Source organism: Gillisella taibaishanensis (assembly GCF_001938985.1).
Taxonomy (GTDB): Bacteria; Pseudomonadota; Alphaproteobacteria; order Rhizobiales; family Rhizobiaceae; genus Allorhizobium; species Allorhizobium taibaishanense.
On the sequence record NZ_MKIN01000014.1, the window covers coordinates 17230 to 32840 of the forward strand.

Below are 15611 nucleotides of genomic sequence, written 5' to 3' on the forward strand. Positions count from 1 at the left end.
CATGAAAAAATGCGAATATACATCGGAACGCGAACAAATAGTGGCGCAAGCCATCAGCCCGGTTGCTTCTGAACTGCGGCTGTTGGATGCAGCGGATCTAATATCCCTGATCCGGCTTGAATTCTTCGGTAATATTGCTGATCTCGTGTCTTCCGCTGCAGAGCTGTATTTTCATCCCGGGACAGTCAATTTCGGTGCCGGCGGCGAATACAAACTCGACTGGGGCGACACGCCGGAAGTGGTTCTGGATCTCGAAATCAAGCCGCGCGACATTACCATCTATGCACAACTGACGCTGAGCCACGACCATGCCGGGCTTGAAATCAACCATATTTCCTTCAAGAATCCGTCAGCCGATCCGCATGAAAATACGGCACTTCTGGCGCAGTCGATCAACGAAGCGCGCTTCGTACCCAATCTTCCTGCACCGAGCTTCGTGATGTAACAGACGTGCAGTTGTGAGCCTTATCTCAACCGCCGATGTTTGCGCTTACATCCTTAAATTGCAGGAAAAGCTTAGGCTTTATCGAAGCGCTTCAGGGTCTCAGAAAACCCTGAAGCGTTTTCATTTCATGCAACCTTCCGAACGAAAGCGGAAAAATACTTTACCGGAATGCACTAGCGGCGGATGCCCAGGTTTTGCCGTGGCCATAGTTTAGCCAGCAGGGGCGCCTGCTTCAGACTCTGTCGCGCATCCAGCTGTGCCCGCGTGCGCCGCTGCAACTCTCCATCATCTTCCGGCATGAAAATAATATTGTAGCGCTCCGGCCCCATAAACTCGCGCGTCATTTTCAGCCCGATACCAAAATGATTTGCATCGAATGGGTCAAGCGAGCGCAACCGATCAAATTCAGCTGCAAAATCCGGCCATCGACTGGCTTTCAAGATAAGATCAAGGGCCGCGTCATAGCGTTGCCAGATCTCACGGCTGGATTTCACTTCGATGACCTTCAGACGAATCTGGGTAATCCGGCCATCGGCATTGCCACGTACGACCATGAAGAAGGACGGCGCATCGCCATCCGGCTTGGTCGCCGGTAGGGTGGTCTCAGCTATACAGTTGAAAATATCGGGCGAAAACGGATTCTGTACCCATTCGCTTGTACCAATACCTGCTGCCTTGATCTCGGAGCAAAGGGTCTGGCCGGAAACGCGGAACTGACGAACCGGTGCGGCGACATCGAGCAGGCGCGGGCTCTCGAAAAACCGTGCCGGCACCAGCACCTTGGTTGTCGTCAGCCGCTTGCCGCGCAACAGCGTCGGCTCCGCCTCCTCTTCGGTTTGCCCCGGAAGAAATTCGGCTATGCGAGCAATCAAGGCATGCATACGGCGCTGCTTATCGGAGGTCAGCACGCCGATGACAATTGCCAGGCAGAAAATCAGAAAAATAAAGACAGCAAGACGCAAGCCCCGCCGCCGCAGGCGGCGTGCTTCAAGGCTGTTATCCGGCCTCGGGCGGCCGGAACGGGATTTGGGCTGCTGCATTCATCCGTCCGGTCTTCTTCACCCATGGCTTATGCCATAAAATTCAAGGAGAGGAACCCTTCGATAACGGCCTTGCGGCCTGTCACGTTTCACCAAACCCACCTCGCAGGTCGGTAATCGTCAAACATGCTGCATAACTCGTTAAACATCAGGCTGATCAGAACTTGACGCTGGCCCTGACGGTAACATTAAAGGGCTCGCCGATCTGGTTGGCGTAATTGGTCGAGCCGATTGAAGACGTATAATAGGTCTTGTCGAAAATGTTCTTCAGGTTGACCTGCACCGTCAGCGGCCGCTCGAAGTTGAAGGTATAGGCGGCAAACAGATCGACAATGCCGTATCCTGGCAGGAAATAGCTGTTGTTGTTGATACCCGCCCGACGCCCCACGGCGCGGATGCCACCGCCGATCTTCAGCCTGTTGCCATCCGGACCGATCTCGCCAAAATCATAGGCAAGTGACAGCGCACCGGTATGGCGGGCGACATTGGGCAATTGCATGCCGGCATAGTCGGGGTCCTCAAGCACCTTGGCATCTGTATAGCCATAGCTGGCGATCCCTTCCCAATGGTCGGTCAACTGGCCGGCCACATCGATCTCGACGCCGCGCGAGCGCACCAGGCCAGCGGTCTTCACCACGCTTTCACCGCCGATATTTTCCGAGTAGGCGACGTTGTTCTTGCGGGCGGAAAACAGCGCGATATTGGCGCTGACGCCCTCCAGCAACTCGAACTTGCTGCCGATCTCGTAGGATGTCCCCTCCTCCGGATCGAGATTGCCATAGTAGCTAGAAACCGACGACTGCGGCCGGAACGTCCTTGCCGCGTTGGCATAAAAGGAAATTTCCGGTGTCAGCTTATAGACGATGCCGCCATTGGGAATGAGCGCGCCGCCATTGCTGTCGGTATTGGCGTTGAAGGGTCGGCCCTTACCGGCATAGAGGTCGTAATATTGATAGCGCAGCCCGCCGACCAGGATCCATTGATCGGTCAGATGCAGGCTGTCTTGCATATAGACCGAGGCCGTCGACAATTGCTCCGTCTGATCGCTATCGGCGGCCGAGACGGTGGCGCATTGCGCAAGCGTGCCATAGACGGGATTGTTGATGTTGAATTTGCTGTTGTTGGCACAGCGCAGCATGTTCGTGCGCAGCGTATCGCTGTAGTCATAGGACGCGCCGAACAGAAGATCGTTCTCAAACCTGCCGATCTCGACATCGCCGGTCAGGTCGGCACGCAGGGCGTGATTGTAAAGGGTGGAATATTGCGTGGCGTCGGCGCGACGAGTCACGGCACCTGATGTCGGATTATAGCCTGTGACGCGGGCCTGATTGTCGGAATATTCGTTGCGGCTATAGGCATAGTTCAGCGACAGTTTCCAATCGTCGCTCACCTGCCGGTCGATCGAAATCTTGGCAAGATCCGAATTGCCGTCCGTGATGTTATATCTCTCGTCCAGCCGAGTGCGGCGGCTCAAGTCGACGGCTTGACCGGTTTTCAGATCGAAAATCGTGCCACGGTCGAAGGGGACGCTGTAGTCGTCATGCATATAGGAGACGGTGACATCGGTATCCTCGCCGCTCCAGGTCAGCGACGGCGCCACCATCCATTTCTTCGTGTCGCCGAAATTGCGCCAGTAATCACTATTCTGGCCCTCGGTGATGAAGCGGTAGGACAGATCGGTGCCCGCTATCGGCCCGGTCACGTCGAGCCCTGACGTCGCGCCATATTTGCCGGCGCCATAGGCGGAGAAACTGCTATAGGCCTCGCCGGAAAAAACGTTCTCCGGCTTCTTGGTGATGACGTTGACCATGCCGCCAGGATCAAGAATGCCATAAAGCGTCGAGGCTGGCCCTTTCAGCACTTCGACATGGTCAGTCGTGGCATGGAAGGAAAAGGGCAGCGCCGTCTTCAGCCCGTCCGTCAGGATCGAGCCATCGCGATTGTCGCCGAAACCACGCCTGATCACAGCATCCTGCGTACCGCCAAGCGTATTGGCCTGGGTGATGCCGGAGATATTGCCGAGCGCATCGCCAAGCGAGCGGGCATCCTGATCTCTCAACACGTCACCGCTGACCACGTTGACCGCCTGCGGCACATCCAGAAGCGGGGTATCCGTTCGGGTTGCCGTGCTGGTGGAGACAGGCTGATAACCGCGCGTCGATTGTTTGGCGTTCACGGTAATGGTCTGCAACTGTGTCTCGCTAGAGCCGCCAGCCGCGCTGTCTGCACCATTTTCTGCCCAAACCGGCATAGCCATTGCGCCCATGACCAGCACCATTGTCACATTGGCGCTCAGCTTCACCACAACATCCCGCTCTCTTGCCACTCGCCCCACGCCGACCCCTGAAATATGACTGAAAATGCCTGTCAGCTGGGCTTTTCCAATTGATGAATGTAGTAGTCAACTTTAAAGACGAGATGGCGATAGGATAGACGGCCGTAAAACCAGCGGGAAGGCGAAGAAATCGCCTCGCTTGACTAGGTTTTCAAGGGAAAAATCTTGAAATTTCCGCTCGCGGATAGCGACTGCTGGCGACTACTACAGAGGAAGGATGCGGCCAGCGATGAGCAGGCAAGGAAAAGCGCGGCGGATTGATCGATACGGCGAGCGGCTGGCCCGACGGCGCGATACGCTGTCGCCCGGGCTTTTGACCGTGGCCGATTATATCGACGGCCATCGCCATGCGGTGCTCAGCCAATCGGCGCTAGAAATCGGATTTGCCACCGGCACCTCGGACGCCACCGTCATCCGCGCCATCCAGGCACTGGGCTTTCGCGGATTGCTCGACCTGAAGCAGACGCTGGAGGCCCATCTTGGGGCGACCGATTCGCCCATCGAGAAAATGGCCGCGACCACACAGGAGATCAGCGGCAGCAGCGATGCGGCAGTGAATTTCGTTTTGGACAATCAGCGCAATGCCTTGAACGCCTTAAGCAAGCCGGAAAATCGCGCTGCCCTTGCCAAGGCGGCACAGTTGATGGCGAAGGCCAGCGCCATCGGCCTGTTCGGCATCGGCGCATCAGGCATCATCGCCGGTTACGGTGCAAGGCTGCTGTCACGCTCCGGCTTTCCCGCCTATGCGCTCGACCGGACAGGCATCTCGCTGGCCGAACAATTGCTCACCCTGGCGCCCGGCGATGTCGTCATCATGCTGCTGCATGGCCGACCGCATCGCGAAGCGATGACGGTGATTTCGGAAGCCAAGCGCCTCGATGTGCCATTGGTGCTGGTGCTCGGCCAAGCCGAAAGCGTGCTGCGCCAACACGCTAGCGCCTGCCTGGTCATTCCACGCGCAAAAAGCGAACAGGTGGCGCTGCATGCGCCATCGCTCGTCGTGATCGAGACCCTGGCCTTGGCGCTTTCGGCGCTAGCGCCAGAGCGGACGCTCGAAGCTTTGGACAGGCTTGTCGACCTTCGCAGCGCGCTGCGGCCCGACAAGCGGACTTGAAGATTTCCGGCTGTCAGGCAGCGCGCAGGCCAGGTGCCTCCTGGCCGGTGCGGGCCACATATTCGCTATAGCCGCCACCATATTGGTGGATGCCGTCGGGCGTCAGTTCCAGCACACGGTTGGACAGTGCCGCAAGAAAATGCCGGTCATGGCTGACGAACAGCATCGTGCCTTCATAGGCCGACAGCGCCTTGATCAGCATTTCCTTGGTATCGAGATCGAGATGGTTGGTCGGCTCGTCCAGCACCAAAAGGTTCGGCGGATCAAACAGCATGGCGGCCATGACCAGCCGCGCCTTTTCGCCACCCGACAGCACCCGGCAGCGCTTTTCGACATCGTCGCCGGAAAAGCCGAAACAGCCCGCCAGCGCCCGAAGCGGTGCCTGACCAGCCTTCGGAAAACGCTCCTCCAGCCATTGCAGCACGGTGCTCTCGCCATCAAGCACATCCATGGCATGCTGGGCAAAATAGCCAAGCTTGACGCTGGCGCCGATATTGACCGTACCCTCATCGGGCTTGGCGGCACCAGCCACCAGCTTCAAAAGAGTCGATTTGCCCGCGCCATTGATGCCCATGATGCACCAGCGCTCCCGCCGGCGCACCATAAAGTCCAGCCCCTCATAGATCGTCCGGCTGCCATAGGCTTTATGGACATTCTTGATATTGATGACGTCTTCGCCCGAGCGCGGCGCTGGCAGGAAATCAAAGGCGACGGCCTGGCGCCGGCGCGGCGGCTCGACCCGATCGATCTTGTCCAGCTTCTTGACCCGGCTCTGCACTTGGGCGGCATGGGAGGCACGCGCCTTGAACCGCTCGATGAACTTGATTTCCTTGGCCAACATTGCCTGCTGACGCTCGAACTGCGCCTGCTGATGCTTCTCGTTCTGGGCTCGCTGGCCCTCGTAGAAGGCATAGTCGCCCGAATAGCTGGTCAGCGAGCCGCCATCGATCTCGATGATCTTGGTGACGATCCGGTTCATGAACTCGCGGTCATGAGAGGTCATCAGCAGGGCGCCGTCATAATTTTTCAGGAAGCTTTCAAGCCAGATCAGGCTTTCCAAATCGAGATGGTTGCTCGGTTCGTCGAGCAGCATCACGTCAGGGCGCATCAACAGGATACGGGCAAGGGCCACGCGCATCTTCCAGCCGCCCGACAGCTTGCCGACATCGCCGTCCATCATCTCCTGGGAAAAGCTCAAGCCATCAAGCACTTCGCGGGCACGGCCCTCGAGCGCGTAGCCATCCAGCTCTTCGTAGCGCGCCTGCACCTCGCCGTAGCGCTCGATGATCGCATCCATCTCGTCCATGCGATCAGGGTCGGACATGGCGGCCTCAAGCTCGCGCAGCTCGGCAGCGACAGTGCTGACCGGCCCTGCCCCGTCCATCACTTCAGCCACGGCCGAACGCCCCGACATCTCGCCGACATCCTGGTTGAAATAGCCTATCGTGACGCCCTTCTCCATGGAGACCTGACCTTCATCGGGCAGTTCCTCGCCGGTGATCATCCGAAACAGCGTCGTCTTGCCCGCGCCATTCGGCCCGACCAGCCCGATTTTTTCGCCCTTGTTGAGGGCGGCGGATGCTTCGATGAACAGAAGGCGGTGGCTGTTCTGCTTGGAGATGTTTTCAATACGGATCATGTCGGCTCGGCCCGGGAAATTGGTTTCGCGCGCCTTATGCCACGGCTTTTATCCCGTGTCGCCTTTTTCATTCCCAATTTCAATGACAGCCAGGATCGAACCTCTTCGGCGGACGGCGAAGTGCTTGACATTGGCCGACCGTAGACGAAAAAGCAATCAACCCTTACCGTACGCTGGCCCTTCGCAGGAAAGCTCGAGGAGATTACCTGAGTGCAATTCGCGACCATACTCCGGCATATCCGGGCATTTCTCTGGCCGGCAAAATACAAGAGGAGGCCGATCGAGCGCCGCATCACCGACCTGAAATCGTTCATCAGCTACGGCGCAGCCGGCGGGCCCGCGCCAGTCGCCAGCATGAACCCCTCGCGACTGCGTATCACCTGGGTGATACCGGACTTCACGCCTGGGGCCGGAGGTCATATGACGATTTTCCGGATCGCCAGCCATCTTGAGCGCTTCGGCCATGATGTCCGCTTTCTCATTCAAAATCCGAGCGTCCACAAGACGGACGAGGAAGCACGACGGACCATCAACGAACATTTTCAGCCGTTATCCGGCTCGGTTGAGTTCTTCAAAGGCGACACGCCAAGAGCCGAAGGCGATGCGCTGATCGCGACCGACCGCTTCACCTGTTACCCCGTCAATGCCATGGGCGGCTTCATCCGCAAGTTCTATTTCGTGCAGGATTACGAACCGTCCTTCTATCCGTCCGGCACCGAGGCACTGTTGACCGAGGCGACCTATCACTTCGATTTCGACTGTCTGTGCGCCGGCGATTGGCTGCACAAACGCATGGTGCAACAATATGGCCGCTGGTCGACGTCCTGGCCACTCGCCTACGACGGCAGCGTCTATAACCTCGGCTCGGGCAATCATCAGCCCCGTCGGCGCAACCGCATTGCGCTCTACGCCCGCTATGTGACGCCACGGCGGGCTGTGGAATTGGCCTTCCTGGCGCTCGAAATCCTCAAGCAGCGCAATGTTGATTTTGAAGTGGATTTCTTCGGCTGGCGGCTCGGCAAGTTGAAGGTGGATTATCCCTATCGTGACCTCGGCGTTCTGACCGGGCCGGAACTTGCCGATCTCTACCGAGAGGCCACGGTTGGCGTGGTCTTTTCCGCCACCAACCATTCGCTGGTGAATAAGGAAATGATGGCCTGTGGCCTGCCGGTCATCGACCTTGACCTCGACACGGTCCGCTCGATCTTCCCCGATGATGCCATGGCCTTTGCCACACCGACGCCGGAAGGCATCGCCGACCGAATCGAGCAATTGCTCGCCCAACCACAGGAACAGGAACGATTAAGGGCTGGCGGCCTCGCTTACGTCCAGGATCTCTCCTGGGAGCGGTCCGCAAGGCTTGTCGAGACCGCCATTCGTGAACGGGTCGCTGTTGCCGCTGCAGGCCAGACAACAATTGGTCGGGAGACTGTGTGATGGCAAGCTATCGTTGCGCGGTCGTCATTCCCACCAAGAACGCCATGTCCGTTTTGCCAAAAGTGATGGACAAGGTTCTCAGCCAGCACACGCCTTGGCCTTACCAGGTCATCGCAATCGACTCGGGCTCGCGCGACGGCACTCGGGAGTATTTGCGAGGATTGGACCGGGTACAGCTGATCGAGATTGCAGCTGAGGATTTCGGCCATGGCAAAACCCGTAATCTCGGCGTTGCGGCAGCCGATGCCGATTTCGTCGCCTTTCTCACCCACGACGCCGAGCCGGTCGATGAGCACTGGCTGGCCGGCATGGTGGCCACGGCTGAAACGGACGAGCGGATTGCCGGTGTCTTTGGCCGTCATACCGCCTATGCCAATGCCTCACCCTTCACCAAAAGCGATCTCGATCAGCATTTCCGCGGTTTTCTGCAGCATCCGCTGACGGTCTATAAGGATCTCGATCCGGACCGCTATGCCAATGACCAGGGCTGGCGGCAGTTGCTGCATTTCTATTCCGACAATAACTCGCTGATGCGCAAGTCGGTCTGGGAACGCTTTCCCTATCCAGACGTCGAGTTTGCCGAGGACCAGCTCTGGGCACGGTCGATCATCGAGGCCGGTTACTGGAAGGCTTACGCACCGGACGCGGCAGTGTATCACTCGCACGATTACAGCATGGTAGAGCAGTTGCGCCGTGCCTTTGACGAATCACGTAATTTTACCCGCTATTTCGGCTATCGCCTCTCGCCCAATATCGGCCAGGCGCTGACAGCCATGGGCAAGTTCACCTTGCAGGCTTGGCGCCAGCAGCTCGATCCGGTCTATGGCAAGGTCACCTTGAAGGATAGGCTGGAGCGCGCCGGCCAGCGCATCTCGCTTGTTGCCGGCCATTGCCTGGGCGCCAATTACGAAAAACTACCGGTCTCATTGGCAAATCGTCTGTCGCTGGATCAAAGACTGTTCAAATCCTGACAGCTCACGGCACATTGACCGGCTCTCGAATCAGAATTTGGCCCATGCCACGTTGCGGCCATATCTTACGTCAATATCCATCGTTATGATTGTATGTTAAAGCGGCTGGAATGGAAATTCTGGCCCGTTTGTCGTTAGGCCAGCGGCCTGGACAAATCAGGTGCCCTTACTGCCGGGTTCCGATACGGTAATTGTGAATATATGAGCAAAAGTCTATGATCTGCAGATTAAGAGCATCTGCCCGTGTGACTTGCTCCAACAGGACCGAAATATGAGCCTCGAAGTCGGCTATGCCGTTCATGACCCCAAGACGATTGGCCGGAAAGGCCCCGGAAGAGCTTCCGGGCAATCTGGTCAAGGGATTGCAAAGCGGCTTTTCGGTCTGATCTTCACCAAGAAGAACTCACTCATCACGTTCGTTCTGATCCCGAGCGTGTTCGCTGCTGTCTATTACTTTCTGATCGCCAGCGGTCAGTATATTTCCGAGACCCGCATGGTGGTGCGCACAATCGGCGTCAGCGAGCGGTTTGACACCTCAGAACAGCGCGAAGGCCGCTCGGTGATCGGCGGCGATTCGCTGACTCAGGATTCCTATATCGTTGCCAATTATCTGAAGTCGCCACAGATCGTGCGAAAGCTCGATGCGGAAATCAATCTGCGCGATTTCTTCTTAAAGAGCGGGATCGACGGGCTGTCGCGGCTGTCAAGCGACGCCTCCCTGGAGGATCTACACAAATATTGGTCGGACCATGTCGATACCTATGTCGACGGCCCCTCGGGCATCATCATCTTCACCGTGCGGGCCTTTTCGCCCGAGGACTCCGTAACCATATCCAAGGCAGCCTTGACCGCCGCCGATGATATGATCGGCAAGATCTCGGACAAGGCGAAAAACGATCTGGTCGGCAGGGTCGAGAAAGACATGATGAGCAGCCTCGAAGACTATCGCAAGGCGCTCGACGACCTGCGGGAATATCAGAACAAGACCGGTATTCTCGATCCGGTTTCCTCGGCCAAGATGACGAGCGCAATCATCTCGAAACTGACGGAACAGAAACTGAAACTGGTGGTCGACCTGAAGTCACTTGAGGCCGCAAAGGCTGATAATACGGCGCGCGGACGCGAATTGCGCCGGTCGATCCAGGCATTGGACGATCAGATCCAGCTGCGTCAGAACAGTATGGCGGGCAAGGATACGGGCGGCGACCAGACGCAGCTTTCCAGCAGTCTTACCGAATTTTCCCGACTTGAAACGCGCCGGATCGTCACCCAGGCGCTTTACGAAGCGAATGTGAAGAACCTCGATACGGCAAAATCGACGGCCCTGAAGAGAACCACCTTCGTTTCGATCTTTTCGGACTCCCACGCACCTGAAAAATCGAAATACCCAGACCGGTTCTCCGAATGGGTCATTCTCACCGCCGGCCTGTTCACGCTTTGGATGACCGCCACGCTGATCTGGATGTCGATCGAGGATCACAGGGTCTGAGATGATTACACTGGACAACGTCACGAAATTCTACAAGACGGCGGCGCATCGCAAGTTTATCCTGCGCAACCAGACAATGCATTTTGCATCTGGTCGTTCCTACGGCCTGCTCGGCGTCAACGGCGCGGGCAAGTCCACGACGATGCGTTTGATATCGGGCGCCGAGTTGCCGAACAAAGGTCGAGTTCGTCGCCAGGTCAGGGTGTCGTGGCCGCTCGGCTTTGCCAACGGCTTGAATCACCAATTAAGCGGCAAGGAAAACCTGAAATTTGTCGCGCGTGCCTATGGCGAGGATTTTCATCGGGTGCTGCGGTTCGTTGCCGAGTTTGCCGAAATCGGCAGCTATCTGAACGAGCCGCTGCGCACTTATTCGTCGGGCATGGCGGCCCGCTTTGCCTTCGGTCTGTCGATGGCGATCGAATTCGACTGTTATCTGGTCGACGAAATCACTGCGGTCGGCGATTCGAATTTCCAGAGGCGATGCAGGGAGGCCTTCATGGCGCGGCGTGCAAAATCGGATGTCATCATGATTTCCCACGACATGAATACCATTAAGGATTATTGCGATGCTGTCGTGGTTTTGATTGATGGGCACATGATGCAATTCGACAATGTCGAAGAAGGCATCGCAACCTATATGCGGCTGAACCGCTAACAGCTCTGAGACCACCCTGTCCAAGGGGGTCGAAGAGATTGATGAAACGACGTTGATAAACCAGGTGGATGCCGTGTCGGAAGAGACTGTGACGCAAGAGACCAAATCGCTGCAGGCCGAGCTGCCTCCGGCGCTGGCGCGCAGCCAGAGGCTCGCTTCCGCGCTGAGTTCCTATGCGCGTGCGCTGACATTCGAAAACAGAAGCCGGCGCAATCTCTACCGTTTGGCTGGCCTCGCGCCCCGCACCCGCGATAAGGTGTTTTCCATCATCCTGATGATCATCATTGGCGCGACTTTAGTGCTGCCGATGAGTGCAAGTGTGCTCTATTACGCCTTTATCGCAAGTCCAGGCTATGCCTCGGAGGTGCGCTTCATCGTGCGTTCATCGGTTCCTTATCTGTCACGGGACCGGTATTCGAGCGATTCGGTCGAGCCCAAGGCTAAGATCATTCAGGATACGGCCATCCTGCTCAACTATCTCTCCAGTCCGGCAATCATCCAGGACCTGGAGAAGCATGTCGATCTGCGCCACATCTACGGCCGCGACGATATCGATAGGCTTTCGCGGCTTAAGACCGACGCCACTCAGGACGACACCCTGAAATATTGGAAAAAACACTATTCCGCCTCGGTCAATACCAAGAGCGGCATCATTGAAATGGAAGTGACGGCCTATACGCCGAAGGAAGCGCATGATCTGGCGAACCTAGTACTCAAACTGGGCGAACAGCAGGTCAACCAACTCAGCGCCGGCATGTGGAACGATCTGCTGGTCTCGACGCAGCGGGATGTGGATAACGCAACCAAGGAAGTCAGCGACCTCAGGGGCAAGCTGCGCGACACCCAGAACAAAACCGGCGTCTTCGATGTCGATATGTCGGCGACCAGCATCATCACCGTGCTCACGAATATCGAATCCAGCATAGCCGACCTGAAGAGCCGCCGGATGGCGCTGGCCCAGAGCGTTAGTGCAAGTGCGCCACAGGTGTCCGAAATCGATCGGCGGATTGCAGGACTTGAAGAACAGGCCAAAGACCTACGCGCCAAGACAGCAGGAACTGCGGCAGATTCCGAAGGCAATCTCGCCGATTATTCCAGCATGTTCAACAAGCTCAATCTCGACGTCAAAATGGCAGAAAGCCGGCTGAAAGCGGCGATCAGCGATCTCGAGAAGGTCAAGCTCGTCAGCTCGCTGCAACTCGTCTATGTCGATACCTTCACCGATGCGACGGTGCCGGATACCGACAAATATCCCCGTGTGACGCTGAACCTGTTCCTCAGCCTGCTAGCCTTCACCGCTCTTTGCGGCGCAGCCTGTGGCACGGTGCTGTTTATCCGCAAGAAGCTGGATTGAACGTCCCAATCCAGTGCGATGGAACGACTGCTGCATAATTCCTTAACTCGGAATCGATTTAAGGGGAAAATTATCCAGTACGTTTAAAGCGCTACAGTATATTAAGATATCCTTAAATAAGAGTACAATGCTGTAATGTGAATTGAACGGCTCCTCCATCAGCGGCCAAGATTTGTGATCGTTCCTCTTCGTTGAATTGCTTATGCAATCGCGCGTATTGTCGAGCTGACCTAAACAAACTCCTGCACGTGCTTTGTGCATGACGCTCGCGCATGTGCCTACGGCAAGGCAGCTCGCGCGTAACAGGTTTCTGGCCGCAACCAGCCTGTCCCGCGATTGCCCGACATAAGCGATAAATTCGACCGCCAAGCTGCACCACATGCAAAATGGCACAAAACATGCGTCTCTTTTCCCATAACGCCTCGGGCGGATGGCGACCAAAAAAGGGGACAGCATGACGGACAGGTTTGAACATACTCCCTCGCGTGCACGATTTCGCACGTTAGCGTTGGCCTGCGCAGCAGCCGTTTCAATGCTCACAGTGAGCGCCGAGATCGCTTCAGCCGCAGGGACATTGCGCATTGGCATGACGGCATCCGACATTCCCCTCACGACTGGCCAAACGGACCAGGGGGGCGAGGGTCAGCGGTTTATGGGCTATACGGTCTATAACGCGCTGATCGAATGGGACCTGACGCGTGCGGACAAGCCTTCTGCTCTGGTCCCGGGTCTGGCAACATCGTGGAGCGTTGATGCGTCCGACAAGACAAAATGGACATTCAAGCTGCGCGAGGGCGTGAAGTTTCACGATGGCAGCATCTTCGACGCAAATTCCGTGGTCTGGAACCTCGACAAGCTGTTGAAGGCAGATGCACCGCAGTTTGACAAGCGGCAGTCTGCCCAAGGAAAGTCTCGCATTCCTGCCGTCTCGTCCTACAAGGCCATCGATGCGCTGACAGTGGAAATTACCACGAAGACGCCGGACGCCACCCTTCCTTACCAGATCAGCTGGATCTTGATGTCCTCACCTGCGAACTGGGAAGCGCAGGGCAAGAACTGGTATGCGGTGGCTCAGAAGCCCTCCGGCACAGGGCCATGGAAGATCGAAAATGGCTTCACGCCGCGCGAGCGCGTCGAGATGACGCCAAATAAAGAATATTGGGACAAGAACAGAATCCCAAAGCTTGATAAGCTGGTGCTCATTCCGTTGCCGGAGCCCAATACCCGCGTCGCGGCACTCAGATCCGGCCAGGTCGATTGGATCGAGGCACCAGCGCCAGACTCCGTAAAATCATTAAAGGCAGCTGGGTTCGAGATCGTCACGAATTCCTATCCTCACAATTGGACCTGGCATTTTTCGCGGATCGAGGGCTCTCCCTGGAACGACATTCGCATTCGCAAGGCAGCAAATCTTGCAGTCGACCGCGATGGCTTGAACGAGTTGCTCGGAGGCCTGTCCATTCCAGCGCAGGGTTATCTACCGCCCGGGCATCAGTGGTTCGGCAATCCGACGTTCAAACTGAGCTACAATGTGACAGAAGCCAAGAAATTGATGGCAGAAGCCGGTTATACTCCGGAAAAGCCGCTGACCACGAAAGTCATCATCTCCTCCTCCGGTTCCGGGCAGATGCTGCCATTGCAGATGAACGAATATATTCAGCAGACTCTCGCTGAAGTCGGCATAAAGATCGAATATGAGGTGGCCGACTGGAATACCGTCATTAATATCTGGCGCGCCGGAGCGAAAGATCCGAGCGCCAAGGGCGCGACCGCAATTAACTACAGCTATTTCATTCAAGATCCCTTTACGGCCTTGATCCGCCAATCCCAATGTAATCTCGCACCACCTGCTGGCACGAACTGGGGCTATTATTGCGACCCGGAAATGGACGCGATGTTCGATAAGGTCCGCACGACCTTCGACGCGGCGGAACAAGACAAGGTTCTCCAGCAGATTCACGAAAAGTATGTCAACGACGCGCTGTTCCTGATGGTGACACACGACGTCAATCCACGCGCCATGACGAAAAAGGTCAAGGGCTTCGTGCAGGCTCAAAACTGGTTTCAAGACTTCTCGACCATAAGCATGGAGCCCTGATCCAGCGTTTGGCTGCGCGTCGCCCCGCTGACGACGCGCAGCCAACGGCACATTAAGAACCATCGCACAAGAGAAGCTCATGCTGGTCTATGCCCTGAAACGATTACTGCATGTCATTCCCGTGGCAATTGGCGTCAGCATTGTCTGTTTCATGCTGATCCACCTAGCTCCAGGCGACCCGCTGGCGGCAATCCTTCCATCCGATGCGTCGATCGACATGCAGAACCAGATGCGCGCCCTCTACGGCCTCGATCGACCTTTGCCGGTGCAATATGCTCTTTGGGCGTGGCGCACGCTGCATGGCGACCTCGGCGTCTCGATTGCGTCAGGACGGCCAGTGCTAGGCGAAATCGCAGATGCCTCCGTCAATTCAATCATCCTGGCCGTCGCGGCAATGATGATCGGCTTCACGATCGGTTCGCTTCTGGGCTTCTTTGCCGGCGTGTTCCGAGATGGCTGGATCGACCGACTGGCCTCCGGCTTTGCCATGCTTGGCGTCAGCGTGCCGCATTACTGGCTCGGCATGGTTCTTACGATCACCTTCTCGGTCACGCTCGGCTGGCTGCCGGCCATGGGCGGGGGGCCAGGAGGGTCGGCCGGGCGTAGCTTCAGCTGGGATTACCTGCAATATCTCATCCTGCCTGCCGTGACTATGTCGGTCATTCCGATGGGCATTATCGTCAGGACGATCCGCTCTCTCGTTGCAGAAATTCTGTCTCAGGACTTCACGCAGGCGCTCGCTGCGAAAGGACTTATGAGCCGGCAAATCATGCGCCATGTCATGCGCAATGCCGCTCCGACGGCAATTTCCGTCATGGGCCTACAACTTGGCTATCTACTGGGCGGTTCAATCCTGATCGAGACCGTCTTTTCATGGCCCGGCACCGGGTTCCTGCTGAATGGAGCAATCTTCAGCCGAGATTTGCCAATCCTTCAGGGCACGATCCTGGTGCTGGCCATGTTCTTCGTCATGTTGAACCTGATCGTTGATGTGCTCCAGAGCGCCATCGATCCGCGTATTCAGAGGAGCTAAC

The 15611-nt window shown here is 56.9% G+C and carries 12 protein-coding genes; 9 read left to right on the forward strand and 3 right to left on the reverse strand.

Features of this window, described 5'->3' with window-relative positions:
- Position 1: 1 nt before the first annotated feature.
- Positions 2 to 445, forward strand: coding sequence for a hypothetical protein (locus BJF91_RS00305; protein ID WP_075612499.1), 444 nt, complete (start codon positions 2 to 4; stop codon positions 443 to 445).
- Positions 446 to 618: 173 nt separating this feature from the next.
- Here the strand turns inward: BJF91_RS00305 and BJF91_RS00310 are convergent, their stop codons facing one another.
- Together BJF91_RS00310 and BJF91_RS00315 are read right to left on the reverse strand one after the other, a co-directional pair.
- Positions 619 to 1485 (reverse strand): DUF6030 family protein, encoded by an 867-nt coding sequence (locus tag BJF91_RS00310; RefSeq protein ID WP_075612500.1) that lies wholly within the window; start codon positions 1483 to 1485, stop codon positions 619 to 621.
- A gap of 157 nt (positions 1486 to 1642) precedes the next feature.
- Positions 1643 to 3742 (reverse strand): TonB-dependent siderophore receptor, encoded by a 2100-nt coding sequence (locus tag BJF91_RS00315; RefSeq protein WP_407639846.1) that lies wholly within the window; start codon positions 3740 to 3742, stop codon positions 1643 to 1645.
- A 307-nt stretch (positions 3743 to 4049) separates the two neighbouring features.
- On the opposite strand from BJF91_RS00315, the gene BJF91_RS00320 reads away from it, so the two are divergent.
- On the forward strand, positions 4050 to 4934 hold the full coding sequence (locus tag BJF91_RS00320) for a MurR/RpiR family transcriptional regulator (protein WP_184412893.1): 885 nt from the start codon (positions 4050 to 4052) through the stop codon (positions 4932 to 4934).
- 13 nt (positions 4935 to 4947) lie between these two features.
- On the opposite strand, the gene BJF91_RS00325 is transcribed toward BJF91_RS00320, so the two are convergent.
- On the reverse strand, positions 4948 to 6573 hold the full coding sequence (locus BJF91_RS00325; protein ID WP_075612502.1) for an ABC-F family ATP-binding cassette domain-containing protein: 1626 nt from the start codon (positions 6571 to 6573) through the stop codon (positions 4948 to 4950).
- Positions 6574 to 6783: 210 nt separating this feature from the next.
- Between BJF91_RS00325 and BJF91_RS00330 the strand changes: the two genes are divergently transcribed.
- The 7 genes from BJF91_RS00330 (at position 6784) to BJF91_RS00360 (ending at position 15610) form a co-directional block, all read left to right on the forward strand.
- Positions 6784 to 8010, forward strand: coding sequence for a glycosyltransferase family 4 protein (locus BJF91_RS00330; RefSeq protein WP_075612503.1), 1227 nt, complete (start codon positions 6784 to 6786; stop codon positions 8008 to 8010).
- Positions 8010 to 8981, forward strand: coding sequence for a glycosyltransferase family 2 protein (locus BJF91_RS00335; RefSeq protein ID WP_075612504.1), 972 nt, complete (start codon positions 8010 to 8012; stop codon positions 8979 to 8981). Before BJF91_RS00330 ends, BJF91_RS00335 begins: the two co-directional genes overlap by 1 nt.
- 271 nt (positions 8982 to 9252) lie before the next feature.
- Positions 9253 to 10470 carry a hypothetical protein gene (locus BJF91_RS00340; protein ID WP_075612505.1) on the forward strand — a complete coding sequence of 406 codons (1218 nt, stop codon included), beginning with the start codon at positions 9253 to 9255 and terminating at the stop codon, positions 10468 to 10470.
- A 1-nt stretch (position 10471) separates the two neighbouring features.
- On the forward strand, positions 10472 to 11125 hold the full coding sequence (locus BJF91_RS00345; RefSeq protein ID WP_075612506.1) for an ABC transporter ATP-binding protein: 654 nt from the start codon (positions 10472 to 10474) through the stop codon (positions 11123 to 11125).
- Between the two features lie 73 nt (positions 11126 to 11198).
- Positions 11199 to 12479 (forward strand): hypothetical protein, encoded by a 1281-nt coding sequence (locus tag BJF91_RS00350; protein ID WP_139310539.1) that lies wholly within the window; start codon positions 11199 to 11201, stop codon positions 12477 to 12479.
- A gap of 532 nt (positions 12480 to 13011) precedes the next feature.
- On the forward strand, positions 13012 to 14577 hold the full coding sequence (locus BJF91_RS00355) for an ABC transporter substrate-binding protein (RefSeq protein WP_139310546.1): 1566 nt from the start codon (positions 13012 to 13014) through the stop codon (positions 14575 to 14577).
- A 79-nt stretch (positions 14578 to 14656) separates the two neighbouring features.
- Entirely contained in the window at positions 14657 to 15610 is a 954-nt protein-coding gene (locus tag BJF91_RS00360; RefSeq protein ID WP_075612508.1) for an ABC transporter permease, read from the forward strand.
- The last annotated feature ends 1 nt before the right edge of the window (position 15611 follow it).

Bases quoted from the DNA above. Each gene is read 5' to 3' on its own strand.
- BJF91_RS00305 (WP_075612499.1), top strand. From the start codon at position 2: ATGAAAAAATGCGAATATACATCGGAACGCGAACAAATAGTGGCGCAA.
- BJF91_RS00310 (WP_075612500.1), bottom strand. From the start codon at position 1,485: ATGCAGCAGCCCAAATCCCGTTCCGGCCGCCCGAGGCCGGATAACAGC.
- BJF91_RS00315 (WP_407639846.1), bottom strand. From the start codon at position 3,742: ATGGCTATGCCGGTTTGGGCAGAAAATGGTGCAGACAGCGCGGCTGGC.
- BJF91_RS00320 (WP_184412893.1), top strand. From the start codon at position 4,050: ATGAGCAGGCAAGGAAAAGCGCGGCGGATTGATCGATACGGCGAGCGG.
- BJF91_RS00325 (WP_075612502.1), bottom strand. From the start codon at position 6,573: ATGATCCGTATTGAAAACATCTCCAAGCAGAACAGCCACCGCCTTCTG.
- BJF91_RS00335 (WP_075612504.1), top strand. From the start codon at position 8,010: ATGGCAAGCTATCGTTGCGCGGTCGTCATTCCCACCAAGAACGCCATG.
- BJF91_RS00340 (WP_075612505.1), top strand. From the start codon at position 9,253: ATGAGCCTCGAAGTCGGCTATGCCGTTCATGACCCCAAGACGATTGGC.
- BJF91_RS00345 (WP_075612506.1), top strand. From the start codon at position 10,472: ATGATTACACTGGACAACGTCACGAAATTCTACAAGACGGCGGCGCAT.
- BJF91_RS00355 (WP_139310546.1), top strand. From the start codon at position 13,012: ATGCTCACAGTGAGCGCCGAGATCGCTTCAGCCGCAGGGACATTGCGC.
- BJF91_RS00360 (WP_075612508.1), top strand. From the start codon at position 14,657: ATGCTGGTCTATGCCCTGAAACGATTACTGCATGTCATTCCCGTGGCA.